Source organism: Streptomyces sp. NPDC046909, assembly GCF_040644695.1.
Taxonomy (GTDB): Bacteria; Actinomycetota; Actinomycetes; order Streptomycetales; family Streptomycetaceae; genus Streptomyces.
This window is the reverse complement of record NZ_JBEYXC010000018.1, coordinates 85,601-110,799: the sequence shown is the minus strand read 5'-3', so window position 1 is coordinate 110,799 and position 25,199 is coordinate 85,601. Positions and strand designations below refer to the sequence as shown.

Sequence of the window (25,199 nt, the reverse complement as noted above, 5' to 3'; positions counted from 1 at the left end):
TCCCTCGCCCCGTGAACCCCAGCGCACGCTGAGGCCGGGGCGACGGAATCGCGGGCTGCCGCGCGCCGATGGACACGCGGTGCCGCACGCCTTGACCCGCCTCATGCTCGCCTGCGCGCCGCGCATCATGTGCCCCTGTCTCCGTTTCCGTACCTCAGGGTCGTCGTACGGACACCGGGGAGGGCCGGACGGTGCGCTCTCGGGACCGGACGGCCCAGTGCGGGACGAGCCCGGCGGGAACAGGCTGGAGTCAGAAGAGCGAGGCGAGGCCGCCTGGCCTGTGCTGCCGGGGCCGAGGCCCCATTTGTGCCGGGCCGCCGTCGCCTCGCCGCGCGGAATCCGGGGCTCTGCCGAGCACCGCGACCCAGAGGGGTGACCAGTGATGCGCGGCCCGGTTGTGGTGGGAGTGGACGGCAGGTCGTCGAGCCTGCGTACGGTGGAAGCCGCGGCCCGGGAGGCCGAGCGGCGTGGGGTGGGCCTCCGGTTGGCGCACGCCATCTCGTGGCCGGCTGGGCATGTGCCCCCTGGCGTGCCGCCTTGGGATCCGGACGGTGCCGGGCTGCGCGACCTGGTGAACGGCGCGTTGGCCGAGGCCGAGCGTCGGGCCCGAGAGGCCGCACCGACGGTGGAGATCACGCACGGGATCCTTGTCGGCGACCCCGTCACGGTGCTGGAGTCCGAGTCGGGTCATGCGGGTCTCATCGTGGTGGGCGGTCGTCGGGAGAGCCGGGTTTCCGGACTGCGGCGTGGCTCCGTCGCCCGTCGGCTGGCCGCCCATGCCCGCTGCCCGGTGCTGGTGGTCCACGGCAGGTCGGCCCGGACCGGCCCGGTCGTGCTGGCCGACGACGGCACGCCGACGGCGCGAAGGGCGGCCCGATTCGCCCTCGCGGAGGCCTCGGCGCGGGGCGTGGATCTGGTCGCCCTGCATACGCGTAGCCCATGGGCGGATCGGCGGCACAACGGGTCCGCCATTCCGTCTTCCGGAACGCGCGACAACCACAGGCTCGGTGATCATGATCTGCCCGAGGGGGCGCTGTCAGGTCTGCGGGAGGAGTATCCGAACGTGACCGTCCACCGCCGACTGGTTCGCGGTCGGACCCGCGGCGCCCTCGTCGATCTGTGCGCCGATGCCGGGCTCGTGGTGGTCGGGGCGGGGGGCCGGGCCGGCCTCGCGAGCCTGCTGCCGGGCTCGGTCAGCCAGGCCGTGCTGCGCCACGCGCACGGTCCGGTCGCCGTCGTCCGCTCCGGGAAGGGCTGACCGTGGACGGGCGGACGACGGTCGAGGCCGTACGGACAGGGGCCGCGACCGAGCAAGCTGTCGGCGTGCCGGGCGCCCACCGTCTCGCTCCCGCGCAGGTGGCGGCCCAGCTGGGCGTCGTCCCGGCCACGGGACTCGGTACGCGGGAGGCCGCCGAGCGCGCGGTGACCGTCGGGCCGAACCGTCTGGCGGAACCGGCCCGGCGGCCCGAATGGCTGAAGTTCCTGGACCAGTTCCGCAACTGGCTGATCGGCATCCTGCTGATCGCCGCCGTGGTGGCGGGAGCCATCGGGGACATCAGGGACGCCCTGGTGATCACCGTCGTCCTGCAGATCAACGCCGTACTCGGCTATCTGCAGGAGCGGCGCGCCGAGCGCAGCCTGGAGGCGCTGCACCGGATGCTCGTGCCGACCGCGAGGGTCCGGCGCGACGGAGCGGAACGGGTGGTCGAGGCGGACGGTCTCGTGCCCGGGGACGTCGTCCTGCTGGAGGCCGGCGACCGGGTACCCGCCGACGGGCGACTGATCGTGGCGGAGTCGGTGGAGGTCGCCGAGGCGGCCCTCACCGGTGAGTCCCAGCCCGTCGCCAAGAGCACCGCCGCGACCGGCCCGGTACCGCTCGCCGAGCGCACCGGGATGCTGTTCATGAACACCGCGCTGACCCGGGGCCGCGCCGAGATGATCGTCACGGCCACCGGCATGGGCACCGAACTCGGCGCGATCGCCGACGCGTTGCGCACCGGCACCGAACCCCCCAGCCCGCTCCAGGTCCAGTTGGACAGCCTCGGCCGACGCCTCGCGCTGCTGAGCGGCGTCGCGGTCGTCGCCTACGCGCTCGTCGCGCTCGTCGAGGGCGAGTCGCTCGCCGACATCGCGCTGCGGGCCGTGGCCCTGGCCGTCGCCGCCATCCCCGAGGGACTGCCTGCCGTCCTGGCGTTGACCCTCGCACTCGGCGTGTACCGCATGGCCCGCCGCGGGGCCATCGTCAAACGCCTCGCCTCGGTGGAGTCGCTGGGCTCGGCGACGGTCGTGTGCAGCGACAAGACCGGCACGCTGACCCTCAACGAGATGACCGTGCGCGCACTGTGGGCCGCCGGGCGGCTGCACGAGGTCACAGGTGAGGGATACGACACGCAGGGCGTCATCCACGGCGGCGAGGGCCGGAGTGCCCAACTCCTGGACGCCGTCCTGCCGTTCGCGCTCTGCAACGACGCCCGGCTCACCGGCGACGGCTTCGTCGGCGACCCGACCGAGGCCGCGCTGGTCGTGCTCGCCGCCAAGGCCGGCCTGGACGCCGACGGAGCGCGCGCCGATCTCCCACGCGCCGGCGAACTGCCCTTCGACGCGGCCACGAAGTACATGGCCACATTCCACGCCGAACCCGACGGCGGCACCCGCGTGTACGCCAAGGGCGCTGTGGACGTCCTGCTCGGCCTGTGCACCGACGTCGTCACCGAGGACGGAGTACGTCCCCTCGACGACCGGTACAGAAGCGAGATCCTCGCGGTGACGTCGCGACTGGGCGGTAGGGGACTGCGGGTTCTGGGCGCGGCCACCGCCGTGACGGACGGCACGCCGACCCCTGGGACACTCACCGGACTGGCGCTGACGTCGGTCGCCGGGATCGCGGACCCGCCCCGTCCGCAGGCCCGTGACGCGATCGCGTTGTGCCGCACGGCGGGAGTCGCCGTCAAGATGATCACTGGTGACCACGCCGACACCGCGGCGGCCATCGCACGCGAGTTGCACATCGAGGGCGAGGCCGTGACCGGCATCGAGCTGGACGGGATGACGGAGGACCAACTCACCGCGCGCATCGACGACATCGGCGTCTTCGCCCGCGTCGCACCGGAACACAAGGTGGCGATCGTCCGGGCCCTCACCAGCCGCGACCACATCGTCGCCATGACCGGCGACGGCGTCAACGACGCGGCAGCACTCAGGGCCGCCCACATCGGCGTCGCCATGGGCATCACCGGCACGGACGTGGCCAAGGAAGCCGCCGACATGGTCCTCACCGACGACGACTTCTCCACCATCGTGCGAGCGGTGCGCGAAGGCCGCGCCATCTACGACAACATCGTCAAGTTCGTCCGCTTCCAGCTGGCCACCAACATCGGCGCGATCCTGACACTCCTGGGCGCATCCCTGGCGGGACTGCCCGCCCCGCTGACCGCGGCCCAGTTGCTGTGGGTCAACATCATCATGGACGGCCCGCCGGCCATGGCCCTGGCCGTCGACCCGGCGCGCGACGACGCGATGCGCCGCCCGCCACGCGATCCGAGCGAACGGATCCTCGACGCGCGACGCCTGGTCGCCATCAGCCGGGCCGGCGCGGTCATGGCCGTGGGCACCGTGGTCCTGCTGGCCCTCGCCCGCTCCTACGTCGGCACCGACACCGCCCTGACCATGGCGTTCACCACGTTCGTCCTGTTTCAGCTGTTCAACTCGCTGTGCGCCCGCGCCGAGGACGGCCCCCTGCTGGGCCGCCACCAGTTCCGCAACCGCACCCTGTGGCTGTGCCTGGCCGGAGTCCTCGCCGTGCAGGCCGCCGCTGTCCACCTGCCCTGGGCCCGCACGGTGTTCGGCACCGTGCCGCTGAACGCGACTCAGTGGGCGCTGTGCTTCGGGACGGCCTCCACCGTCCTCCTCGCAGAACTGGCTCTGCGGGCCACCCGGTTGGTGCTGCACCGGCCTGGCGCGTCGTCCTGAACCGGGTTGCCGTTCACATGGTGCGAGCGCCGGCATCGGGCTCGTGGCGCGGACACCGAAACGGCGAGGCCGCTCCGATGCGGGAGCGGCCTCGCCGGCGGCGCGGTGGTGTGCTGCGCTCATGGCGCCAGCTCGATGTCGATCTCGGGCGGCTGGTGGAGCGTGTTGTGGATGGTGCAGTGCGAGGCGACGGCGAGCAAGGCCGCGCGGCGCTGCTCGGGCAGCCCCGGCGGCGTGGTGATGGCGACGCGGACGGAGGCGATGCGGGCCGGCCGGTCCGTCGCCATGGTGAACTCGGTGCGCACCCGAAGTCCCGTCCGGTCCAGGCCGTGGCGCTGGAGGTAGCGGCCTGCGTAGAACGCGACGCAGGTGGCCAGGGACGCGGCGAAGAGTTCGGTGGGGGTGGGCGCGGTATCCGTACCGCCGGCGTCCTCGGGCTGGTCGACCCGCAGCCGGTGGCCGCGGACCTCGACGGTGTACACGTCCCCGTCGACATGGGCGACGTCGAGGGTGTGCGCAGCGGCTTCGGGCGGGCCTGGGGCGGTGGTATCCGGTGCTGCTGTTCCTGTCATGGCCGCGCCTCCTCGTCGATGTCGTCCGTTGTCGTCTTCCAGTGGAACGCGGGCGGCGCGGTGAGGCGAGGAGGCGATCGGGGTACGGTCGGGGCCGTTCGGCCCCGTCCGGAAGGCTGGTGACAAGATACCCAGCACAGTATGCCTACCTGCGACGATGTCACCGTCGAACGCGCAACGAGCCGGTGCACGGGATCGCCGGCAGGTATACCCCGGTGGGTACGGGGTCCGGGACCATCGGCCCATGACCCCACCTCATCTCCCGCACGACAGTGAGGACATGAGCAAACACATCGTGATTCTCGGCGGCGGAACCGCCGGCACCATGACGGCGAACCGCCTGTGCCGCGCACACGGCGAGAGCGATCGCCGGATCACGGTCGTCGACCAGGACGACGACCACGTCTACCAGCCCGGCCTGCTGTTCGTCCCGTTCGGGCTCGCTCAGCCCCACGCGCTCGTCCGCTCCCGGCCACGGCAGCTGAACGCCGCCGTCGACTACAAGCAGGCACGGATCGAGCGGGTCGACCTGGACACGCGGACCGTGCACCTCGGCGGTGGCATCCGGCTGACGTACGACGTGCTCGTCGTGGCCACCGGAGCCAGGCTCCTGCCGGAGGAGACCGAAGGCCTCACCGGCCCCGGCTGGGGCGAGACGGTCTTCACCTTCTACGACCTTCCCGGCGCCGTCGGTCTGCACCACGCGCTGGAGCGCTTCGACGGCGGCCGTGTGGTGGTGAACGTGGCCGACCTGCCGGTCAAGTGCCCCGTGGCGCCACTGGAGTTCGCCTTCCTCGCCGACTGGTACTTCCGGCGCTGCGGCATCCGTGACCGGGTCCAGCTGACCTACGCCACCCCGCTGGACGCGGCGTTCACGAAACCGGTCGCCGCCAAGGCGCTGAGCGGCCTGCTGGAGGAGAAGGGCATCGAGCTGGTCACCGAGTTCACCCTCGGTGAGGTCGACGGCCCCGGTGGCCGGCTGGTGTCGTACGACGAGCGTGAAGTGCCGTTCGACCTGGCGGTCGTCGTGCCGCTGCACGGTGGCGCGGAGTACGTCGGCCGTTCGGAGGGGCTCGGCGACGAGCTGGGCTTCATCCCCGTAGACCCGCACAGTCTCCAACACCCGGACCGCCCCGAGGTGTTCGCGATCGGCGACGCGGCGGGTCTGCCGGCCTCCAAGGCGGGCTCGGTGGCCCACTTCGAGGGCGAGGTGCTGGTGCACAACATCGGCCGCTTCCTCGCCGGGCAGCCGCTGGACGCCTCCTTCGACGGGCACACCAACTGCTTCGTCGAAACCGGCTTCCACAAGGCGCTGCTCATCGACTTCAACTACGACACCGAGCCGCTGCCCGGTCACTTCCCAGGTCCGGTGGGCCTGCCGTTGCTGAAGGAGTCGCACGCCGCCCACCTCGGCAAACTCGCCTTCGAGTGGCTGTACTGGCACAGCCTGCTGCCCGGCCGGGAACTGCCCGGCATCGGCTCGGCGATGCCCGAGCGCGGCAAGGAACACGTCCAGGTCTGAGTGAGGAGAACCGGCATGCCCACCGCCACCTACGCCGACACCGCCGTCCCGGTCGACGACGAAGGCTTCTTCGCCGATCCCGGCCGGTGGACCGAGGACATGGCTCCGGTCATCGCCCGCGAGGCGGGCATCGAGCAGCTGACCGACCGGCACTGGACGGTGATCCGCTTCATGCGCGAGCAGTACGCCGCCAAGGGCACCGGCCCCACCGTGCGGGTGCTAGGCAAGACCTCCGGTGTGAGCGTCAAGGAGCTCTACGAGCTCTTCCCGAAGGGCCCGGCGAGGACGGCCGCGAGGATCGCCGGAATCCCCAAGCCCCGCGGCTGCATCTGATCTCGAGGAGTGTGCCCGTCATGGCAAGCACCGCCACGATCGAGAAGGTCTCGATCATCGTCTCCAAGGGATCCCTGGAAGGGGTCTACCCGGCCCTCATCATGGCCAACGGCGCCCGCGCCGAAGGCATCGAGGCCGACCTGTTCTTCACCTTCTTCGGACTGGACGCGATCACGAAGAAGCGCTGGGAGCACATCAAGCTCGCCACGGTTGGCAACCCCGGCCTGCACCTGCCCACCTTGCTGGGTGGCATGCCGGGCGTGCCGGACCTGGTCACCCGGTACATGGAACGCAAGATGGACAAGCTCGACATCCCGCCGATCCCCGAGTTCATCGAGATGATCGCCGACACCGGCGCGGGCATCTACGCCTGCAAGGCGTCCGTCGACCTGTTCGAGCTGGACAAGGACGACCTGGTCGAGCAGGTCCAGGGCATCATCACGGTCGGCGAGTTCTACGAGCACGCGGCCGGCGGGCAGATCATCTACACCTGACGCGTTCGCCGACCTCGGGCCGGCCATGCCGCCGACGCCGCCGGATTCCGGCCTGTGAACGTCGGCGGCTCGGCGCGGGTCACGAAGGGCGTCAGCGGACCAGCCCGTAGGGCAAGGCCGGCTCGGCGGCGGCGATTTCGATGAGCCGGTTGTACTTGGCGACGCGTTCGCCCCGGGCCGGCGCGCCGGACTTGAGCTGCCCGCACCCGGCGCCGACGACCAGATCGGCGATGAAAGAGTCCTCGGTCTCGCCGGAACGGTGGGAGACCATCTGAGCGTACCCGGCCTCGCGGCTGACGCGGATGGCCTCCAGGGTCTCCGTGACTGTGCCGATCTGGTTGACCTTGATCAGCGAGGCGTTGCCGGCCTTCTTGGCGATCGCCTCGGTGATGATGGCCGGGTTGGTGACGAACAGATCGTCGCCGACCAGCTGGATGCGCGTGCCCAGGCGCTCGGTCAGACGGACCCAGCCGTCCCAGTCGTCCTCGGCCAGTCCGTCCTCGATCGACCAGATCGGGAACCGGTCGCACATCTCCTCATAGCGGTCGATGAGTTGGTCGCTGGTGAGCGCCTCGCCCGCGACCCGGTAGCGGCCGTCGGCGACGTCGCGAAACTCGCTGGAGGCCGGGTCCAGAGCGATGGCGACGCCGCCACGTCCGGGCGTGTATCCGGCATCGGTGATCGCCTCGACGAGCAGCATGAGGACGTCTTCCGGCCGGGCGATGGCCGGCGCGAAGCCGCCCTCGTCACCCAGGCCGGTCGCGTGTCCCTCGTGGGCCAGGCGGGCCTTGAGCCGGGCGTAGACCTCGGCGCCCGCACGCACAGCCTCGGACATGCTCGGGGCGCCGATGGGGGCCAGCATGAACTCCTGGAAGTCGAGTTCGTTGACGGCGTGGGCCCCGCCGTTGACCACGTTGAAGTGCGGGACGGGCAGCAGGGGTTGGGTACCGGCGGCCTCGGACAGGTACTGCCAGATCTCCCGCCCGGCGGTGGTGGCCTGGGCGCGGGCGGCGGCGAGCGAGACACCTACGATGGCGTTGGCACCGAGACGGGACTTGGTGTCCGTGCCGTCCAACTCTATGAGCACGGCGTCGACTTCGGCGAAACTGGAAAAGCTGTGGCGGACGAGCGCGTCAGCGATCTCGCCGTTGACGTGTCCGGCGGCCTGAGTGACCCCCTGGCCGCCGTAGCGGGCGGGGTCGCCGTCGCGCAGTTCCACGGCCTCGCGGGTGCCGGTGGAGGCACCCGAGGGCACTCCGGCCCGCACGCGGAGCCCGTCGGCGGTTTCCAGGGTGACGGAGAGGGTGGGGCGGGCACGGGAGTCGAGGATCTCGGTGGCGTGCAGGCGGGCGATGCGCAGCATGGGCGCTTCTCCTGTCTCGTGGGTCAGGTGGCGGTGCTCTGTGGTGTGTGCTCCGAGCCGGTTTCGGTGGCGCGCTCGCGGGAGGCGTTGATCTCGGCGTACGCCTGCTCGCGGCCCTCCCAGTGCGAGCCCTCGACGGACTTGCCGGGCTCCAGGTCCTTGTAGACCTCGAAGAAGTGGGTGATCTCCAACTGGTCGAAGGAGGGGATGTCGCCGATGTCCTGTACATCGGCGTAGCGGGGGTCGTGGGCGGGGACGCACAAGATCTTCTCGTCTGGGCCCTTCTCGTCGCGCATGACGAACATGCCGACGGCCCGGCACTCGATGGTGCAGCCGGGGAAGGTGGGGTCGCCGGTCAGGACGAGGGCGTCGAGAGGGTCACCGTCGCGGCCCAGAGTGTGGTCGATGTAGCCGTAGTCGGCCGGGTACTGGGTGGAGGTGAAGAGCATCCGGTCCAGGCGGATGCGGTGCAACTCGTGGTCCATCTCGTACTTGTTGCGGGATCCCTGGGGGATCTCCACGATCACGTCGAACTCCATAGCGGCCTCCCTGCCCCCTCGTTGTGCTCAAGTGGCTTGGGTGCTGAACGAGTTGACGCTCCGCATACAGCCACATCGAATACGCTCGCGCCGGGATCAGACCAGGCTGGGGACGCGCGCTGCCCGAGGGCCCCCACACTGCACACTGCACGTAGGCGTGTGACCTGACGCCGCAGATCCGCTCCGACGAGCGAGTCGAAGGCGGCGGCTGTGGGCATGGCTCCTCCTGGTCAGCACTGCTGGACCAGGGACCGTCAGCGGTTTCGACCGCGGTCGCGGTGAGCCCCATCACCGGCCCGCCCGCGACGAAGGGGGCGTGCTCTTCCAGTGTGCGCCTCTCCCCATTCCAGGCCAGGCGAGCGGGAGCTGTCACGGGCCGTTCGGGCCAGCTGTTAGGGACGGTCGGCGCGTAATCAGCGACGCTCACGGCGGATACTGGAAGCACCTCGTCAGGTATGGACGGGCCGATGCGAGCCCCGAGGCGCCCGCACCCTCTCTCGCTCGCCGACGGCGGAACGTGTCCTGCACGGTCGTCGGGGGTTCTGGTCCTTGACCCCAGGCTCAGCCGGTGGAGGTGGGCACGTGAGGAGGACGAAATGACTCTTCTGCAGCCCGATGAACAGGCGGTGACCGAGCTGATCGCCGAGGCCACTGCGGCTCCGTCCATGCACAATGCACAGCCATGGCGTTTCCGCTTCGCCGCGGACAAGCGTCTGATCCTCTTGTTCGCCGACCCGGAGCGGGCCATGCCCCGCTCTGACCCCGGCAACCGGGCCCTGCACATCGGCTGCGGAGCGGCACTGTTCAACCTGCGCGTGGCCGTCGCGCACGCGAGCCTGATCCCAGAGACGCGGCTGCTACCCGAGCCGGGTGATCCGTTGCTGCTCGCCACCGTCCGCCTGGCCGCTCCCACCGGAACGGCGCCAGGCGTCGACGACCTGGCACGACTGCATCCCGCGATCCGACAACGGCACACCAGCCGCCATCCCTTCGCCGAGAAGGATCTTCCCGAGGACATCCAGGCCGCCTTGCGGAAGGCCGCGGCACAGGAAGGAGCCAACCTGTTGTTCCCTGGCCCCTGGCACGCCGACACCGTGCTCGATCTGGTCCACGATGCAGAGAACCGCGACGACCTGGATCCCGCCGCCAGAGAGGACCTGATCCGCTGGACCCGGCTCGGCGCGGAGGCGGACACCGCTGTCGACGGCGTTCCGGAGTACGCCTTTGGCCCGCACAAGCGGGACGGCAAGGCTCCCCTACGGGACTTCGCCGCGCGCCGACCGGTGGCCGACCGAGGAACCACCGCTTTCGAGCACACCCCACATCTGGCCTTGCTGAGCACCCCCGGCGACACGGTCGCCGATTGGCTGCGTGCCGGGCAGGCGCTGGAGCGCGTCCTGCTGGAAGCAACTCTGGCCGACCTGGCCACCTCCCTGACCTCCCACGCGCTGGAGAGCGACGACCTGCGCCGGCTGGCCCGCGACCCCGTGTCCGGTCGGGGCCACGTCCAAATGGTGCTGCGCCTGGGCTACGGGCCGCGAGGCCCCGCCACACCCCGCCGCCCCGTGCACGATGTCCTCGATTTCGCCTGAAGGTGAGGAGACCGCCCCGAAGGGCGCCGCGACGGTGCACCTGGACAGGTCGTTGGAGCAGTGAGTTTCTCATTGACGACCAGCTTGCCCGCATAGCCGTCGATGCGAGCGAGGCCGGACTGCTCTCGCCGGCCGACGGTGAGCGGCTGCGGGACGCGCTGGAACTGGGCACCCCGCTCGGTAGGCGAGATTCTCGTTCCTATGCAAAGGATGCGCACGGTCGAGGACTCGGTCACCTCGGCGAGACCGGAGTCGTCCCTGGATTCGTGGCAGTAGCGGATCGTTCCGGAATCGGTCGGAGCTTCCATCGGGCCGGGAGCGGTTCACCGCGAAGGGCTCTCCGAGCGGGCGGACCGGGAGGCCCGGACCCCTACTCTCGGCTCCGACGGGCGTGGGCCTCAAGGTCGGTACGGCGGGCGTCGGCCCTCGTCCGGCGCCTTCAGGTAAACTCTCGGGGTAAGGCAGGTTCCACTGCCTGACACCGGAGCCCCCGTACCTCACTGGAGGAACATACGAAAGCGGGGGCGTTTTGCTGTGTCCTTGTGGGAGTGACCTGCGCCGTTTCGCGTGAAAATGTGAGACTTATGCGTTTCCTTGAGCCTGGTACGGGGCAGCACGTAGAATCACCTCCGGTTCCCTACGACCTGACGTACGACGACGTCTTCATGGTCCCGAGCCGCAGTGCGGTCGGCTCGCGTCAGGGTGTGGACCTCAGCTCGCCCGACGGCTCGGGCACCACGATCCCGCTGGTCGTCGCCAACATGACCGCCATCGCCGGGCGCCGGATGGCCGAGACGCTGGCCCGGCGCGGTGGCCTGGTGGTCATCCCGCAGGACATCCCGATCGAGGTCGTCACCGAGGTCGTCTCCTGGGTGAAGAGCCGCCACCACGTCCTGGACACCCCGATCGTGCTGGCCCCGCACCAGACCGTCGCCGACGCCCTCGCGCTGCTGCCCAAGCGGGCGCACAACGCCGGTGTCGTCGTCGACGAGAACCAGCGGCCCGTCGGTGTCGTCACCGACCAGGACCTGACCGGCGTGGACCGCTTCACGCAGCTGGAGGTCGTCATGTCGCGCGACCTGCTGCTCCTGGACGCCGGCATCGACCCGCGTGAGGCGTTCAACCGGCTCGACGCGGCCAACCGGCGGTACGCCCCGGCCGTCGACGCCGAGGGCAGGCTCGCCGGCATCCTCACCCGCAAGGGCGCGCTGCGCGCCACGCTGTACACGCCGGCCGTGGACGCGCAGGGCAAGCTGCGGATCGCCGCCGCCGTCGGGATCAACGGCGACGTGGCCGGCAAGGCCAAGCAGCTGCTCGACGCGGGCGTCGACACGCTTGTCATCGACACCGCGCACGGCCACCAGGAGTCGATGATCAGCGCGATCAAGGTCGTGCGGGCGCTCGACCCCCAGGTGCCGATCGTCGCCGGCAACATCGTGGCCGCCGAGGGTGTGCGGGACCTGATCGAGGCCGGCGCGGACATCATCAAGGTCGGTGTGGGCCCCGGCGCCATGTGCACGACCCGCATGATGACCGGCGTGGGCCGGCCGCAGTTCTCCGCCGTCCTGGAGTGCGCCGCCGAGGCGAAGAAGTACGGCAAGCACGTCTGGGCCGACGGCGGTGTCCGGCACCCGCGCGATGTCGCCATGGCGCTGGCCGCCGGGGCGTCCAACGTGATGATCGGGTCCTGGTTCGCGGGCACGTACGAGTCCCCGGGCGACCTTCAGCAGGACGCCAACGGGCGCCTGTACAAGGAGTCGTTCGGCATGGCCTCCGCGCGCGCGGTGCGCAACCGGACGTCGGAGGAGTCCTCGTACGACCGTGCCCGCAAGGCGCTGTTCGAGGAGGGCATCTCCACCTCCCGGATGTTCCTCGACCCGGCCCGCCCGGGCGTCGAGGACCTCATCGACTCGATCATCGCGGGCGTCCGCTCCTCCTGCACCTACGCCGGTGCGGGCTCCCTGGAGGAGTTCGCGGAGAAGGCCGTCGTGGGCATCCAGAGCGCGGCCGGCTACGCCGAGGGCAAGCCGCTGCACGCGAGCTGGAGCTAGGCGCAAGCGGGCCGTTCGGCAGGCCCGCAACGAATGTGCACCCTTGCACGAGAAACGCAATGATCTTGCGTCTACGTGCAAGGTTGCCGCATTACGGCCGTGATGCCCCGGCTCATAGGGTGCTGCGCTGTACTCAAATGCAATGACGAAGGAGTCAGCGCGTGCTCGACCAAGGCGCACCCCCGCAACAGCGCATCTCACGGCCTCCGGGAGTCGGTGCGCGCCTCATGCGGCGCAAGCCGGTGGAACGGCTCGTCGCCGAAGGAGGACAGGGCGAGGGCGGCAGCCTCCGGCGGTCCCTCGGGCTCTGGCAGCTGACCATGATCAGCATCGGCGCCACCCTCGGCACCGGCATCTTCGTCGTCCTCGGCGAGGCCGTCCCCAAGGCCGGACCGGCGGTCACCCTGTCCTTCGTGATCGCCGGTCTCACGGCGCTCTTCTCGGCCCTGTCGTACGCCGAGCTCGCGGGCACGATCCCGGTCTCCGGGTCCTCGTACTCGTACGCCTACGCGACGATGGGCGAGCTCGTCGCCTGGGTCTGCGGCTGGTGTCTGCTCCTGGAGTACGGCGTCTCGGTCGCCGCCGTGGCCGTCGGCTGGGGCGAGTACCTCAACGAGCTGCTCGACGGGACCATCGGCGTCACCATCCCCGACGCCTTGTCCGCCCCGCCCGGGGACGGCGGCCTCTTCAACCTGCCGGCGCTGATCGTCGTACTCCTCGCGATGGCCTTTCTGCTCGGCGGCGCGAAGGAGTCGGCGCGGGCCAACACCGTCATGGTCGTCGTGAAGATCGCCGCGCTCGTGCTGTTCTGCGCCATCGGCGTCCAGGGCTTCCGGTCCGGGAACTACGAGCACTTCATGCCGCTCGGCATGGCGGGCGTGAGCGCGGCCGGGGCCACTCTCTTCTTCTCGTACATCGGGTTCGACGCCGCCTCCACCGCAGGTGAGGAGGCCAAGAACGCACAGCGGGACCTGCCGCGCGCGATCATGCTGTCGCTGGTCATCGTCACGGCGCTGTACGTCGTCGTCGCGGCCGTCGCCGTCGGGGCGAAGCCCTGGCAGCGGTTCGGGGACTCGGAGGCCGCGCTCGCGCAGATCATGCGGGAGGTGACGGGACAGAGCTTCTGGGGGACGCTGCTGGCCGCGTGCGCGGTCATCGCCATCGCGAGTGTCGTCCTGACCGTGCTCTACGGGCAGACCCGCATCCTCTTCGCCATGGCCCGGGACGGGCTCGTGCCGAAGGTGTTCGCGCGGGTGCACCCGAAGACCGGCGCGCCGCGCGCCAACACCGTGATCGTGTCGCTGTTCTGTGGTGTCCTCGCCGCCGCGATCCCGCTCGGGCAGCTCGCCGACGCCACCAGCATCGGCACGCTCTTCGCCTTCGGGCTGGTCAACATCGCCGTCGTGGTGCTGCGCCGGAGCCGTCCGGACATGCCGCGCACCTTCCGGGTGCCGCTGTCGCCGGTGCTGCCCGCGCTGGGGCTCGGGTTCTGCGTCTGGATGATGGGCAGCCTGTCCGCCGTCACCTGGGTGGTCTTCGGGGTCTGGATGGCCGCCGGGCTCGTGTTCTACTTCGTATACGGCTATCGCCGGTCCCGTCTCGCAACGCCGTCTCGCACTACTCGCACCATCTGAAGGCTGATCCACCCACCGTGCTCAACGATCTCGACGAACGCATCGTCCACGCCCTCGCCGAGGACGCCCGCCGCTCCTACGCGGACATCGGGCAGATCGTCGGCCTCTCCGCGCCCGCCGTGAAACGGCGCGTGGACCGGCTGCGTGCCACCGGGGCCATCACCGGGTTCACCGTGCGGGTCGACCCGTCGGCGCTCGGCTGGGAGACCGAGGGGTTCGTCGAGATCTACTGCCGGCACAACACCTCGCCGGACACGATCCGGCGGGGGCTTGAGCGGTACCAGGAGGTTGTCGCCGCGTCTACCGTCACCGGGGATGCGGATGCCGTGGTGCAGGTGTTCGCCTCTGACATGCGGCACTTCGAGCGGGTGCTGGAGCGGATCGCGGGGGAGCCGTTCGTGGAGCGGACCAAGTCGGTGCTGGTGCTGTCGCCGTTGCTGCGGAGGTTCTCATCGGGGGCGCCGGGGTAGTGGGCGGGTGCGGGTACGTCGTGGCCGTTCGCGCAGTTCCCCGCGCCCCTGAGGCACGTCACCCGCACCCGGAGACGGTCCGCACCCCCGAGTTTCTACTCCGCCGTCTTCCTCGCCAGCGCGTTGTTGTCCATCGAGTTGTGGACGCTGAAGCTCACCGCGTCCGAGCGGTAGCGGTCGTCGGACCACTCCACCGGGCGGCCCTCGCGGGTTGTCGTGACGCGGCGGACCCGGAGCAGGGGGCTGGTGCGGCGGATCTCCAGGAGTTCGGCGTCCTGGGCGCCTGCGGCGACCGCGTCGATGACGTGCTCGCCGTAGGCGAAGACCAACCCCGTGTCGTCGTACAGGCGTTGGGTGACGGACGGGCAGTCGGGCTCGATCGGCTCGACGGCGGGGGAGATCCAGTCGGCGTAGACCGTCCGTTCCAGCAGTACCGGCTCGCCGTCCAGGCCGCGTACCCGCAGGACGTGCAACACCGGTGTGCCGGCGCGTAGTTGGAGGCGTATGGCGTCCTCCGGGGTCGCCGGGCGGTACTCCTGTGCGACCACCTGGCCCGTCGCCTCGCGGCCCATCGCCCGCGCCCACTGGGCGAAGCTGCGGAGCTCCGCGAAGCTCTGGCTGCGGCGGCTGGCGAGGACCACGCGGCGGGCGCCCTGGCGGGAGCCGATGAGGCCCTCGGCGGTCAGCGCGGCGACGGCCTGGCGGACCGTGCCGCGTGAGACGGCGTAGTGGGCCGCGAGGTCGGTCTCGGCGGGCAGCCGGCTGCCGACGGTGTACTCCTCGCGGTCGATGGCCCGGCGCAACGCGTCGGCGATCTCCTCGTGTCGGGCCGGCATGCTTTCCCTCCGAGTCGACAGCTGTGCACAGCGTGAGCAGCCTAGTCGACATCCTCAGGGAACCGGGAGGAGCATGATCGTAAGGAAACGCAAGGGTCACTGTTTCGCCAGTGTTTACGGAATCGATACCGGCAGAGGTCTTACTGAGGCCAACTTGTTCAGACAAGTTATGCGACACCAGTTCTCCTGCTCCGCTCCGTCCGACTCCTGCACCCTCGCGCGTCCCCTGGAGAAGCCGTGACCGTGTCCCTGCCGAGAACCGCCGTCCCCGGTGCCCTCGCCGTCCTCGCCGCCCTCGCCCTGAGCGCCTGTGGCGCCGCCCCCGAGAACTCCTCGACCACCGCCGACGGCAAGAACGCCGCCACCGCCACCTCCGCCGCCGACCTCGGCGGACTCGACGCCCTGGTGAAGGCCGCCAAGGCGGAGGGCACCCTCAACGCCATCGCGCTGCCCCGCGACTGGGCCAACTACGGCGCCCTCATCGACGGCTTCCAGAAGAAGTACGGCATCAAGGTCGCCGTCGAGAACCCCGACGGCTCCAGCCAGGACGAGATCAACGCGGTGACGTCCAGGAAGGGCCAGGACCGGGCGCCGGACGTGCTCGACCTGGGCAGTTCCTTCGCGATCAGCGCGGCCCAGAAGGGGCTGCTCGCGCCCTACAAGGTGCAGGCCTTCGCCGACATACCCGAGGGGCAGAAGGACGCGCAGGCCCGCTGGTACAACGACTACGGCGGCTACATCTCCATCGGCTGCGACGCCAAGCGGGTGAAGACCTGCCCGACCACCTTCGCCGACCTGCTCAAGCCGCAGTACAAGGGCCAGGTCGCCCTCAACGGCAACCCCACCAAGTCCGGTTCGGCCTTCGGCGGTGTCTGGGCGGCGGCGCTGGCCAGCGGCGGTTCCTTCGACGACATCCAGCCCGGCCTCGACTTCTTCAAGAAGCTGAAGCAGAACGGCAATTACACGCCCGTCGAGTCGACCCCGGCCACCGTCGAGAAGGGCGAGACGCCGATCAGCATCGACTGGGACTACCTCAACGCCGGGTACGCCGACGAGTTCAAGTCCAAGGGTGTCGACTGGAAGGTGGCGGTGCCGACCGACGGCACCTTCTCGCAGTACTACTCGCAGGCCGTCAACAAGGACGCCCCGCACCCCGCCGCCGCCCGCCTGTGGCAGGAGTACCTCTACAGCGCCGAGGGCCAGAACCTGTGGCTCAAGGGGTACGCGCGACCGGCCCTGATGACCGCCATGGAGAAGGCCGGCACCCTCGACAAGACGGCCGCCGCCAAGCTGCCCACGGTCTCCGGGACGCCTTCCTTCCCGACCGAGGCCCAGCAGGACAAGGCCAAGACGGTCCTCGGGCAGGGCTGGGCGAAGGCCGTCTCCGGATGACGGCGACCCTCACGCGGGTCGACCCGGCGTCCGCCGCTCCGGTGAAGCGGCGGCGCCGGTCGCTCGGCTGGCTCGCGGTCCTCCCGCTGCTCGTCTTCACCGGCCTCGCCTTCGGAGTGCCCGCCTGGGCCATCCTGGACGGGGCGTTCACGGGCGACGGCGGTTACACGGCCGGCAATCTGACGGCCTCGCTCCAGGGCGCCTATCTCACGGCCCTCCTCGGCAGCGTCAAGCTGTCCGCCGTATCAGCCGTGCTGGCCGCGGCGCTCGGACTGCCGCTCGCCCAGGCCGTGGTGACGTCCCGGCACCGGGCGCTCCGCGAGGCCGTGCTCACCGCCTCCGGCGTCCTCGCCAACTTCGGCGGTGTCCCCCTCGCCTTCGCCTTCGTCGCCACGCTCGGCAACGCCGGTGTGCTGACACGGCACTTCGGGCTCACCGACCACGGCTGGGACCTGTACAGCTTCTGGGGACTGGTGATCGTCTACCTGTACTTCCTGATCCCGCTGATGGTCCTCACCATCACCCCGGCGCTGGAGGGCCTGCGCGTCCAGTGGCGCGAGGCCGCCCAGAACAACGGGGCGACCCCCGTGCAGTACTGGCTGCACGTCGCCCTCCCGGTCCTCGCGCCCTCGCTCCTCGGCGGGCTCGTGCTGCTCTTCGGCACCGCCTTCGCCGCGTACGCCACCGCCGCCGCGATCGTGGGCAGCTCCATTCCGCTGGTCACCCTCCAGATCGCCGACGCGCTCTCCGGCAACGTGCTCGTGGGCCAGGAGAACGTGGCCCTCGCCCTCAGCCTCGACATGGTGATCGTCGCGGGGCTCGTCATGGCCGTGTATCTGCCCCTGCAACGACGGAGCGCGCGATGGCTCGCCTGAACCTGTGGCGGTGGGGCGTGTACGGCCTCGCCGGGCTGTACTTCCTGGTGCCGCTCGCCGCGTCGGTCGTCTTCACGGTCGACGTGCCCGGGCAGGGGATCACCTTCGACGCCTACACCCAGATCTTCTCCGCCGACGGATTCGTCTCCAGCCTGCTGCTCTCGCTGGAACTCGCCCTCGCGACCATCGTGGTCGTGCTGCTGCTGATGGTGCCGGCCATGGTGGCGCTGCGGCTCGGGGCGCCCCGGCTGCGGCCGGTCGTCGAGCTGGTGTGCTCGCTGCCGCTGGTCGTGCCGCCGATCGCGTTCGTCGCCGGGATCATCAGCGTGCTCAAGTGGGGGCCCGAACACCTCTCGCGCACCCCGCTGTTCCAGACCTTCGTCGCCATCCAGAACCCGGAGTTCCCCGTCGTACTGGTCCTGGCGTACGTCGTGATGGCGCTGCCCTTCGTGTACCGCGCCCTGGACGCCGGGCTGCGGGCCGTCGACGTGGGCACCCTCGTCGAGGCCGCCCGCAGCTGCGGGGCGAACTGGCCGCAGGCGCTGGTCCGGGCCGTGCTGCCCAATCTGCGCGGCGCGCTCCTCAACTCCTCCTTCCTCACCCTGGCGTTGGTGCTCGGCGAGTTCACCGTGGCGCAGCTGCTGGGCTTCCAGCCCTTCGCCGTCTGGATCGTCAACGTCAGCGGCTCGCAGGCCCAGCTCTCCGTCGCCGTGTCCGTGCTCAGCCTGCTCGTGACCTGGGTGCTGCTCCTCGTCCTGGCCGGCCTCGGCGGACGCGCCCGTACTACTACCCGGGGATGAAGAACCATGAAGACGCTCGACACAGCGGCCACCGTCGAATTCCGGGGCCTGCGACGGGAGTTCGGACCGACCGTCGCTCTCGACGGACTCGACCTGACCGTCCGGCCGGGTGAACTCCTCGCCCTGCTCGGCCCCTCCGGCTGCGGCAAGACCACCGCACTGCGCATGCTCGCCGGGTTCGAACACCCGGACTCCGGTGAGGTGCTGGTGGACGGCGAGGACGTCACCCGGGTCCCGGCGCACCGCCGTGACGCCGGGATGGTCTTCCAGTCGTACAGCCTCTTCCCGCATCTCGACGCGGTCGACAACGTGGCCTTCGGGCTGCGGATGCGGAAGACGCGTACGGCCGAACGGCGGGCGCGTGCCGCCGAGTTGCTGGAGCTGGTCGGGCTCGCCGACAAGGGCGGGCGGTTCCCGCACCAGCTGTCCGGCGGGCAGCAGCAGCGGGTCGCGCTGGCCCGGGCGCTCGCGCTGCGCCCCCGGGTGCTGCTCCTGGACGAGCCGCTGTCGGCCCTCGACGCCAAGGTGCGGCTCACGCTCCGCGAGGAGATCCGCCGGCTCCAGCAGGAGCTGGGCATCACCACGCTGTTCGTGACCCACGACCAGGAGGAGGCCCTGTCGATGGCGGACCGGGTCGCGGTCATGCACGCCGGGCGGCTCGAACAGTGCGCCGCCCCGGCGGAGTTGTACGGGCGGCCCGCCACGGCGTTCGTCGCCGAGTTCGTCGGGACGATGAGCCGGATCCCGGGGCGGGTGACCGACGGGGTCGTGGACGTGCTCGGGCAGCGGCTGCCCGTGGACGGCTCCGCGCCCCCGGCGACCGCCGACGTGGACGTCCTGGTGCGGCCCGAGGCGGTACGGGTGACCGCCGACGACCAGGGCAAGGCCCGCGTGGTCGCCACCTCCTTCCTGGGCGCCGCCGTCCGCGTCACCGTCCGGCTCGCCGACGGCACCGACGTGAAGGCCGACCTGCCCTCCCACGAGGCCGCCGCGCTCGGCGCGGGCGCCGCGGTGAGCGTGTCGCTGCCCGAGCGGCCGGTGCTCGTCGCCGAGCGGAGCGGATCGTGAGCCGACTCCCGCTCCAGGCCGTCCTGTTCGACATGGACGGCACCCTCGTCGACACCGAGCGGCTGTGGTGGGAGGCGGTGGAGCAGGTCGCCGGGCGGGAGCTGACCGAGGCGGACCGGCCGGAGGTGCTCGGCCGGGCCGTCGAGGACACGGCCGCCTGGCTGGCCGCGGCGACGGGCACCCCGGCCGCGGACCTCGCCGACGCGCTCCACCAGGAGTTCGAGGGCCGCGTCCGCACCGGCATCGTGCCCCGCCCCGGCGCCATCGCCCTGCTCGACGCCCTGACGCGCGAGGGCGTCCCCACGGCCCTGGTGACCGCCTCCCCCAGATCGGTCGCCGACACCGTGCTCCAGGCGCTGGGCGCCGAACGCTTCGCCGCCACCGTGACCGCCGACGACACCCCCCGCACCAAGCCCGCCCCCGACCCCTACCTCGCCGCCTGCCGGGCGCTGGGCGTGGACCCCGCCGCCTGCGTGGCCGTCGAGGACACCGAGACCGGGGTGGCCTCCGCCGAGGCCGCCGGGTGCGCGGTGCTCGCCGTACCGTCCCTCGCCCCGATCGAGCCCGCGCCCGGCCGGACCGTCCTGGCCGGCCTGGAGGGCCTCACCGTGGCACGGCTCCGCTCCCTGCCGCGGTGAGCGCACCGCAGGGCCGTGAGCACCGCATTTTCGCTGGGCAAAGGAGCCCGGACTGCCTAGCATCGGTGTCATGACCTGGCGACATTGATCCACCAGCCGTGCCTCCCGAGGGCCGCCTCGGACGCCGTTCCGACGACGTCCGATATCGCCCCTCCGGGAAGGCCTCATGTCACTCACACCCACACGCGTGCCCGCGACCGGCGTCCGCCGGCTGACGACCACGCTGTACGGCTACGCGTTCCTCGACGACTTCGTGCTGCTCTACCCGGTGTACGCGCTGCTGTTCGCGGACACCGGGATGTCGCTCTGGCAGATCTCCTCCCTGTTCGCCCTGTGGTCGATCACCGCGGTTGTCCTGGAGGTGCCCTCCGGCGCCCTGGCCGACGCCGTCTCCCGGCGGCTGCTGCTGTGGATCGGCCCGCTGTTCAACGCCGTCGGGTTCGCCCTCTGGGTGACCGTCCCGGCGTACTGGTCCTTCGCCCTCGGGTTCGTCCTGTGGGGCGTCGGCGGAGCGCTCTGTTCCGGCTCGCTCGAAGCGCTGGCGTACGACGAGCTGGACCGGCTCGGGGGTGCCGACCGGTACGCGCGCGTGATGGGGCGGGTGCGGGCGGCGCGGCTGGCGGCCACCATGGCGTCGATCGGGCTCGCAGGGCCCGTGTTCGCGCTGGGCGGCTATCCGCTCGTGGGCGCGGGCAGCGTCCTCGCCTGTCTGCTGGCCGCCGTCGCCGCGACCCGGCTCCCCGAGCACCGCGAGCGGCCGGAGACCTGGGGCGACGGCTGGGGGAGGACCCTGCGGACCGGACTGGCCGTGGTCCGCGAGGACCGTTCCGTGCGGGGCGCCCTGCTGCTGATCCCCGCCGTCGCCGCGGTGTGGGGCGCGCTCGACGAGTACACGCCCTTGCTGATCCGGGACACCGGCGTGGCGGAGACGACGGTGCCGTATCTGATCCTGCTCGTGTGGACTCTTGTCACCGCGGCGAGCCTGCTGACCGGCCCGGCCGAGCGCCTCGGCACGACCGGCACGGCCTGGCTGCTCGCGGGCTCGGCGCTCGCGCTGGCCGTGGGCGCCGGGCTCCGGACACCGGCGGGCATCGCGCTCGTCGGCCTCGCCTTCGGCGGCTTCCAGCTGGCCGAGGTGCTTGCCGACGTCCGGCTCCAGCACCGTATCGACGACTCCCGACGGGCCACTCTCACCTCCGTCGCCGGTCTGGGAACCGAGCTGGTCACGGTCGCCACGTTCGGCGCGTACGCGCTGCTGGGCACGCGCGCGGCCCACAGCACGGTCTTCGCGGTGCTCGCGGTGCCGTACCTGGTGACGGCGCTGGTGCTGGCCCGGGGGAGGCGGGGCTGAGTACGGAGAGGGAGGCGGGCTGAGCGCGCGCAATGAATCGCCGCCGATGAGCGGATGCACGCAACAAACCGCTCATCAGCGCGCAACGGCTCCTTCTTGTCCGGCCCGGCCGCCCGCCCGTACCGTCTAGATGGCCCCCGCAACCACCCCTTCGCCCGGTGAGGATCACGCATGCGCACCGCCCTGCTCCAGAGCTCCGGCCGCCCCGGCTCGGTCGACGGGAACCTCAAGGTCCTCGACGAGGCCGCGGGCCGTGCCGCCGCCGCGGGCGCCGCGCTGCTGGCCGCGCCCGAGATGTTCCTCACCGGGTACGCGATCGGCGACGACATCGCGCGCCTCGCCGAGCCTGCCGACGGGGACAGCGCGGACGCGGTCGCGGAGATCGCCGCACGGCACGGGGTCGCGATCGCGTACGGCTACCCGGAAGCCGCTTCCGGTTCCGTCTTCAACTCCGCCCAGCTGATCTCCGCCACCGGCGACCGTCTCGCCGGCTACCGCAAGACCCACCTCTTCGGCTGCTTCGAGCGCGACCACTTCACACCGGGCGAGCAGCCGGTCGTCCAGGCCCGGCTCGGCGGACTGACCGTCGGCCTCATGATCTGCTACGACGTTGAGTTCCCGGAGAACGTCCGGGCCCACGCCCTCGCCGGCACCGACCTCCTGATCGTGCCGACCGCGCAGATGCACCCGTTCCAGTTCGTCGCCGAGTCGATGATCCCGGTGCGCGCCTTCGAGAACCAGATGTACGTCGCGTACGTCAACCGGGTCGGCCAGGAAGGGGAGTTCGAGTTCGTCGGGCTCTCCACGCTCGCCGGTCCCGACGGGGTCGCCCGCACCCGCGCGGGACGCGGTGAGGAGCTGGTGTTCGCGGACGCCGACCCCGTGTCCCTCGCCGCCTCCCGCGAGGCCAACCCGTATCTCCAGGACCGCCGCCCCGGGCTCTACGGGTCCCTGGTCTGAGCGTCTGAGCTTCCCCTCTTCTTCGTAGTCGCAAGGAGTCCGTACCCCATGACGTCCACGGTGCCCACCGCCGTCCAGCACGCCGACGAGCAGCAGCCGCCGATCACCATGTTCGGCCCGGACTTCCCGTACGCGTACGACGACTTCCTCGCCCACCCGGCGGGCCTCGGCCAGATACCGGCGACCGAGCACGGCACCGAGGTCGCGGTGATCGGCGGCGGTCTGTCCGGGATCGTGGCGGCGTACGAGCTGATGAAGATGGGCCTGAAGCCGGTCGTCTACGAGGCCGACCGGATCGGCGGGCGGCTGCGGACGGTGGGCTTCGAGGGCTGCGACAGCTCCCTGACGGCGGAGATGGGCGCGATGCGCTTCCCGCCGTCCTCCACCGCGCTCCAGCACTACATCGACCTGGTCGGACTCGAGACCCGGCCGTTCCCCAACCCCCTCGCGGAGGCGACCCCTTCGACGGTCGTCGACCTCAAGGGCGAGTCGCACTACGCCGAGACGGTCGAGGATCTGCCGCAGGTCTACCGCGATGTCGCCGCGGCCTGGAACAAGTGCCTCGAAGAGGGCGCCGACTTCTCCGACATGAACCAGGCCATGCGCGAGCGGGACGTCCCGCGGATCCGCGAGATCTGGGCGAAGCTCGTCGAGAAGCTCGACAACCAGACCTTCTACGGCTTCCTCTGCGACTCGGAGGCCTTCAGGTCCTTCCGGCACCGCGAGATCTTCGGCCAGGTCGGCTTCGGCACCGGCGGCTGGGACACCGACTTCCCCAACTCCATCCTGGAGATCCTGCGGGTTGTCTACACCGAGGCCGACGACCACCACCGCGGCATCGTCGGCGGCTCCCAGCAGCTGCCGCTGCGCCTGTGGGAGCGGACGCCCGAGAAGATCGTCCACTGGCCCTACGGCACCTCGCTGGCCCAGCTGCACCCGAACGGCGAGCCCCGCCCGGCGGTGACCCGGCTGCACCGCACGGCCGGCAACCAGATCACGGTGACGGACGCGAACGGCGACATCCGCACCTACCAGGCGGCCGTCTTCACGGCTCAGTCCTGGATGCTGCTGTCGAAGATCGCCTGCGACGACTCGCTCTTCCCGATCGACCACTGGACGGCGATCGAGCGCACCCACTACATGGAGTCCTCGAAGCTCTTCGTCCCCGTGGACCGGCCGTTCTGGCTGGACAAGGACGAGGAGACCGGCCGGGACGTCATGTCGATGACCCTCACCGACCGTATGACGCGCGGGACCTACCTCCTCGACGACGGCCCCGACAGGCCCGCCGTCATCTGCCTCTCCTACACCTGGTGCGACGACAGCCTGAAGTGGCTGCCGCTGTCCGCGAACGAGCGGATGGAGGTCATGCTGAAGTCGCTGGGCGAGATCTATCCCAAGGTCGACATCCGCAAGCACATCATCGGCAACCCGGTGACGGTCTCCTGGGAGAACGAGCCCTACTTCATGGGCGCGTTCAAGGCCAACCTCCCCGGCCACTACCGCTACCAGCGGCGCCTGTTCACCCACTTCATGCAGGACCGGCTGCCCGAGGACAAGCGGGGCATCTTCCTCGCCGGGGACGACATCTCCTGGACGGCGGGCTGGGCCGAGGGCGCGATCCAGACCGCGCTGAACGCGGTCTGGGGCGTCATGCACCACTTCGGCGGCGCGACCGACGCGACCAACCCGGGCCCTGGCGACGTGTACGACGAGATCGCGCCGGTCGAGCTGCCCGAGGACTGAGCCCTCAACGGCCTCGCACGAGGCTCAGACCCCGGCGGCCCGCGCCTTCTCGTAGACCTCCGCGGCGACGTCCTTCAACTCCTGGGCGTCGCGCAGGGTGTGCTGGAGGTCGACGAGGATCTCGTCGAAGCCGACCTCGGTGTGGGCGACCAGGTCCTCGACGATCTGGTCGACGCCGCCGTGGAAGGGCTGGCGGTCGGTGCCGTCGTAACCCTGGGGCAGATAGCGGGCGTTGGCGCGCAGGACCGTCTGGATCGGCTCGGTGCGCCCGCGTTCGGCGGCGAGGTCCTGGAGTTCCTTCCACTGCGCGGCGAGTGCGGCGGGGCCTCCCATGCCCACCGGCAGCCAGCCGTCGGCGTGGTCGACGAGGCGGCGCTTGGCCTTCTTCGAACTGGCCGCCAGCAGGATCGGGATGGGCCGGGCGGGCTTGGGGCCGACGACGGACGGGTTGATCTTCGTGAGGCGGCCGTCGTACGCCACCGGGTCCGGGCCCCAGACCGCGCGGCACACCTCGATCAGCTCGTCGAGGACCTGGCCGCGCTCCTCGAAGGGCCGTACCGAGGACGCCGCGTACTCGTCCAGGGACCAGCCGGTGCCGAGGCCCGCGAGGACCCGGCCGCCGCTCGCCGCGTCCAGGGTGGCGAGCTGCTTGGCGAGCTGGAACGGCACGTGCAGCGGGGCGACCAGGACGCTGGAGCCGAGGCGGACCCGCTCGGTCGCCGAGGCCGCCAGCGTGAGGGTGACCAAGGGGTCGGCGACACCGCGGTAGTTGTCCGGCCAGGGTAGGCCCTCGATGCCGTAGAGGCCCTGGGTGGCGGGCTCGGGGAACAGGGCCCGCTCGTAGACCCACAGGCTGTCGTACCCGGTCCGCTCGGCGGCGCGGGCCACGTCCGGGACGTCGCGTCCGAGGTCGTACTGCCTGTTCTGGGGGAGGCCGAGTCCGAGCCGAGTGGGCATGCCTTGTGCTCCTTTGCAAGCGGCGCCTTTCTGTCGA

21 protein-coding genes and 1 pseudogene are annotated in these 25,199 nt (G+C 71.0%); 17 read left to right on the top strand and 5 right to left on the bottom strand.

Annotated features, from left to right (window positions below; genetic code table 11):
* Positions 1 to 382: 382 nt before the first annotated feature.
* Together ABZ928_RS42440 and ABZ928_RS42435 are read left to right on the top strand one after the other, a co-directional pair.
* On the top strand, positions 383 to 1,258 hold the full coding sequence (locus ABZ928_RS42440; protein WP_361531521.1) for a universal stress protein: 876 nt from the start codon (positions 383 to 385) through the stop codon (positions 1,256 to 1,258).
* 2 nt (positions 1,259 to 1,260) lie between these two features.
* Positions 1,261 to 3,969, top strand: coding sequence for a cation-translocating P-type ATPase (locus ABZ928_RS42435; RefSeq protein WP_361531518.1), 2,709 nt, complete (start codon positions 1,261 to 1,263; stop codon positions 3,967 to 3,969).
* A gap of 119 nt (positions 3,970 to 4,088) precedes the next feature.
* Here the strand turns inward: ABZ928_RS42435 and ABZ928_RS42430 are convergent, their stop codons facing one another.
* Complete coding sequence (locus ABZ928_RS42430) at positions 4,089 to 4,541, bottom strand: OsmC family protein (RefSeq protein ID WP_361531515.1); 453 nt, start codon at positions 4,539 to 4,541, stop codon at positions 4,089 to 4,091.
* 280 nt (positions 4,542 to 4,821) lie between these two features.
* Here ABZ928_RS42430 and ABZ928_RS42425 point away from each other — a divergent pair, with 280 nt between their 5' ends.
* The 3 genes from ABZ928_RS42425 to ABZ928_RS42415 are packed head-to-tail and all read left to right on the top strand — an operon-like array spanning position 4,822 to position 6,890.
* Entirely contained in the window at positions 4,822 to 6,063 is a 1,242-nt protein-coding gene (locus ABZ928_RS42425) for an FAD/NAD(P)-binding oxidoreductase (RefSeq protein WP_361531512.1), read from the top strand.
* 15 nt (positions 6,064 to 6,078) lie between these two features.
* A complete protein-coding gene (locus tag ABZ928_RS42420; protein ID WP_361531509.1) occupies positions 6,079 to 6,396 on the top strand; it encodes a TusE/DsrC/DsvC family sulfur relay protein in 318 nt (105 codons plus the stop codon).
* A gap of 20 nt (positions 6,397 to 6,416) precedes the next feature.
* Positions 6,417 to 6,890, top strand: coding sequence for a DsrE/DsrF/DrsH-like family protein (locus ABZ928_RS42415; RefSeq protein ID WP_361531506.1), 474 nt, complete (start codon positions 6,417 to 6,419; stop codon positions 6,888 to 6,890).
* A gap of 91 nt (positions 6,891 to 6,981) precedes the next feature.
* Here ABZ928_RS42415 and eno read toward each other — a convergent pair whose 3' ends face one another.
* Both eno and ABZ928_RS42405 read right to left on the bottom strand, forming a co-directional pair.
* The gene (eno, locus tag ABZ928_RS42410; protein WP_361531503.1) at positions 6,982 to 8,253 is read right to left on the bottom strand and encodes a phosphopyruvate hydratase; all 1,272 of its coding nucleotides are present in this window, start codon (positions 8,251 to 8,253) and stop codon (positions 6,982 to 6,984) included.
* 23 nt (positions 8,254 to 8,276) lie between these two features.
* Positions 8,277 to 8,792, bottom strand: a complete 516-nt coding sequence (locus ABZ928_RS42405; protein ID WP_361531500.1) for an inorganic diphosphatase — start codon at positions 8,790 to 8,792, stop codon at positions 8,277 to 8,279.
* 596 nt (positions 8,793 to 9,388) lie between these two features.
* On the opposite strand from ABZ928_RS42405, the gene ABZ928_RS42400 reads away from it, so the two are divergent.
* The 4 genes from ABZ928_RS42400 to ABZ928_RS42385 all read left to right on the top strand — a co-directional run bounded on the left by ABZ928_RS42400 (position 9,389) and on the right by ABZ928_RS42385 (position 14,539).
* A complete protein-coding gene (locus tag ABZ928_RS42400) occupies positions 9,389 to 10,384 on the top strand; it encodes a nitroreductase family protein (RefSeq protein WP_361531497.1) in 996 nt (331 codons plus the stop codon).
* 584 nt (positions 10,385 to 10,968) lie between these two features.
* The gene (locus tag ABZ928_RS42395; protein ID WP_361531494.1) at positions 10,969 to 12,435 is read left to right on the top strand and encodes a GuaB1 family IMP dehydrogenase-related protein; all 1,467 of its coding nucleotides are present in this window, start codon (positions 10,969 to 10,971) and stop codon (positions 12,433 to 12,435) included.
* A gap of 161 nt (positions 12,436 to 12,596) precedes the next feature.
* Positions 12,597 to 14,069, top strand: a complete 1,473-nt coding sequence (locus tag ABZ928_RS42390) for an amino acid permease (protein ID WP_361531491.1) — start codon at positions 12,597 to 12,599, stop codon at positions 14,067 to 14,069.
* 17 nt (positions 14,070 to 14,086) lie between these two features.
* Positions 14,087 to 14,539: an Lrp/AsnC family transcriptional regulator gene (locus tag ABZ928_RS42385; protein ID WP_046260034.1), complete on the top strand. Its 453-nt coding sequence runs from the start codon at positions 14,087 to 14,089 to the stop codon at positions 14,537 to 14,539.
* Positions 14,540 to 14,634: 95 nt separating this feature from the next.
* Here ABZ928_RS42385 and ABZ928_RS42380 read toward each other — a convergent pair whose 3' ends face one another.
* The gene (locus tag ABZ928_RS42380; RefSeq protein ID WP_361531488.1) at positions 14,635 to 15,375 is read right to left on the bottom strand and encodes a GntR family transcriptional regulator; all 741 of its coding nucleotides are present in this window, start codon (positions 15,373 to 15,375) and stop codon (positions 14,635 to 14,637) included.
* A gap of 237 nt (positions 15,376 to 15,612) precedes the next feature.
* Here ABZ928_RS42380 and ABZ928_RS42375 point away from each other — a divergent pair, with 237 nt between their 5' ends.
* From ABZ928_RS42375 to ABZ928_RS42340, 8 genes and pseudogenes are all read left to right on the top strand, one after another.
* Positions 15,613 to 16,767, top strand: coding sequence for an extracellular solute-binding protein (locus tag ABZ928_RS42375; protein ID WP_361531485.1), 1,155 nt, complete (start codon positions 15,613 to 15,615; stop codon positions 16,765 to 16,767).
* Positions 16,764 to 17,642, top strand: coding sequence for an ABC transporter permease subunit (locus ABZ928_RS42370; protein WP_361531482.1), 879 nt, complete (start codon positions 16,764 to 16,766; stop codon positions 17,640 to 17,642). The genes ABZ928_RS42375 and ABZ928_RS42370 overlap by 4 nt, the downstream gene beginning before the upstream one ends.
* Positions 17,630 to 18,442 carry an ABC transporter permease subunit gene (locus tag ABZ928_RS42365; protein WP_361531479.1) on the top strand — a complete coding sequence of 271 codons (813 nt, stop codon included), beginning with the start codon at positions 17,630 to 17,632 and terminating at the stop codon, positions 18,440 to 18,442. The genes ABZ928_RS42370 and ABZ928_RS42365 overlap by 13 nt, the downstream gene beginning before the upstream one ends.
* 6 nt (positions 18,443 to 18,448) lie before the next feature.
* The gene (locus ABZ928_RS42360; RefSeq protein ID WP_361531476.1) at positions 18,449 to 19,510 is read left to right on the top strand and encodes an ABC transporter ATP-binding protein; all 1,062 of its coding nucleotides are present in this window, start codon (positions 18,449 to 18,451) and stop codon (positions 19,508 to 19,510) included.
* Positions 19,507 to 20,139 (top strand): annotated as a pseudogene (locus tag ABZ928_RS42355) (HAD family phosphatase); the annotation flags it as partial. The gene ABZ928_RS42360 and the pseudogene ABZ928_RS42355, both read left to right, overlap by 4 nt.
* Positions 20,140 to 20,314: 175 nt before the next feature.
* Entirely contained in the window at positions 20,315 to 21,499 is a 1,185-nt protein-coding gene (locus tag ABZ928_RS42350; RefSeq protein WP_361531473.1) for an MFS transporter, read from the top strand.
* Positions 21,500 to 21,670: 171 nt separating this feature from the next.
* Positions 21,671 to 22,459: a carbon-nitrogen hydrolase family protein gene (locus tag ABZ928_RS42345; RefSeq protein ID WP_361531470.1), complete on the top strand. Its 789-nt coding sequence runs from the start codon at positions 21,671 to 21,673 to the stop codon at positions 22,457 to 22,459.
* A 48-nt stretch (positions 22,460 to 22,507) separates the two neighbouring features.
* The gene (locus ABZ928_RS42340) at positions 22,508 to 24,205 is read left to right on the top strand and encodes an NAD(P)/FAD-dependent oxidoreductase (RefSeq protein ID WP_361531467.1); all 1,698 of its coding nucleotides are present in this window, start codon (positions 22,508 to 22,510) and stop codon (positions 24,203 to 24,205) included.
* Between the two features lie 24 nt (positions 24,206 to 24,229).
* Here ABZ928_RS42340 and ABZ928_RS42335 read toward each other — a convergent pair whose 3' ends face one another.
* Entirely contained in the window at positions 24,230 to 25,162 is a 933-nt protein-coding gene (locus tag ABZ928_RS42335) for an LLM class F420-dependent oxidoreductase (protein WP_361531464.1), read from the bottom strand.
* Positions 25,163 to 25,199: the final 37 nt, after the last annotated feature.

Bases quoted from the DNA above. Each gene is read 5' to 3' on its own strand.
- ABZ928_RS42440 (WP_361531521.1), top strand. From the start codon at position 383: ATGCGCGGCCCGGTTGTGGTGGGAGTGGACGGCAGGTCGTCGAGCCTG.
- ABZ928_RS42380 (WP_361531488.1), bottom strand. From the start codon at position 15,375: ATGCCGGCCCGACACGAGGAGATCGCCGACGCGTTGCGCCGGGCCATC.
- ABZ928_RS42430 (WP_361531515.1), bottom strand. From the start codon at position 4,541: ATGACAGGAACAGCAGCACCGGATACCACCGCCCCAGGCCCGCCCGAA.
- ABZ928_RS42345 (WP_361531470.1), top strand. From the start codon at position 21,671: ATGCGCACCGCCCTGCTCCAGAGCTCCGGCCGCCCCGGCTCGGTCGAC.
- ABZ928_RS42395 (WP_361531494.1), top strand. From the start codon at position 10,969: ATGCGTTTCCTTGAGCCTGGTACGGGGCAGCACGTAGAATCACCTCCG.
- ABZ928_RS42400 (WP_361531497.1), top strand. From the start codon at position 9,389: ATGACTCTTCTGCAGCCCGATGAACAGGCGGTGACCGAGCTGATCGCC.
- ABZ928_RS42350 (WP_361531473.1), top strand. From the start codon at position 20,315: ATGTCACTCACACCCACACGCGTGCCCGCGACCGGCGTCCGCCGGCTG.
- ABZ928_RS42420 (WP_361531509.1), top strand. From the start codon at position 6,079: ATGCCCACCGCCACCTACGCCGACACCGCCGTCCCGGTCGACGACGAA.
- ABZ928_RS42370 (WP_361531482.1), top strand. From the start codon at position 16,764: ATGACGGCGACCCTCACGCGGGTCGACCCGGCGTCCGCCGCTCCGGTG.
- ABZ928_RS42340 (WP_361531467.1), top strand. From the start codon at position 22,508: ATGACGTCCACGGTGCCCACCGCCGTCCAGCACGCCGACGAGCAGCAG.
- ABZ928_RS42425 (WP_361531512.1), top strand. From the start codon at position 4,822: ATGAGCAAACACATCGTGATTCTCGGCGGCGGAACCGCCGGCACCATG.
- eno (WP_361531503.1), bottom strand. From the start codon at position 8,253: ATGCTGCGCATCGCCCGCCTGCACGCCACCGAGATCCTCGACTCCCGT.
- ABZ928_RS42415 (WP_361531506.1), top strand. From the start codon at position 6,417: ATGGCAAGCACCGCCACGATCGAGAAGGTCTCGATCATCGTCTCCAAG.
- ABZ928_RS42335 (WP_361531464.1), bottom strand. From the start codon at position 25,162: ATGCCCACTCGGCTCGGACTCGGCCTCCCCCAGAACAGGCAGTACGAC.
- ABZ928_RS42365 (WP_361531479.1), top strand. From the start codon at position 17,630: ATGGCTCGCCTGAACCTGTGGCGGTGGGGCGTGTACGGCCTCGCCGGG.
- ABZ928_RS42360 (WP_361531476.1), top strand. From the start codon at position 18,449: ATGAAGACGCTCGACACAGCGGCCACCGTCGAATTCCGGGGCCTGCGA.
- ABZ928_RS42405 (WP_361531500.1), bottom strand. From the start codon at position 8,792: ATGGAGTTCGACGTGATCGTGGAGATCCCCCAGGGATCCCGCAACAAG.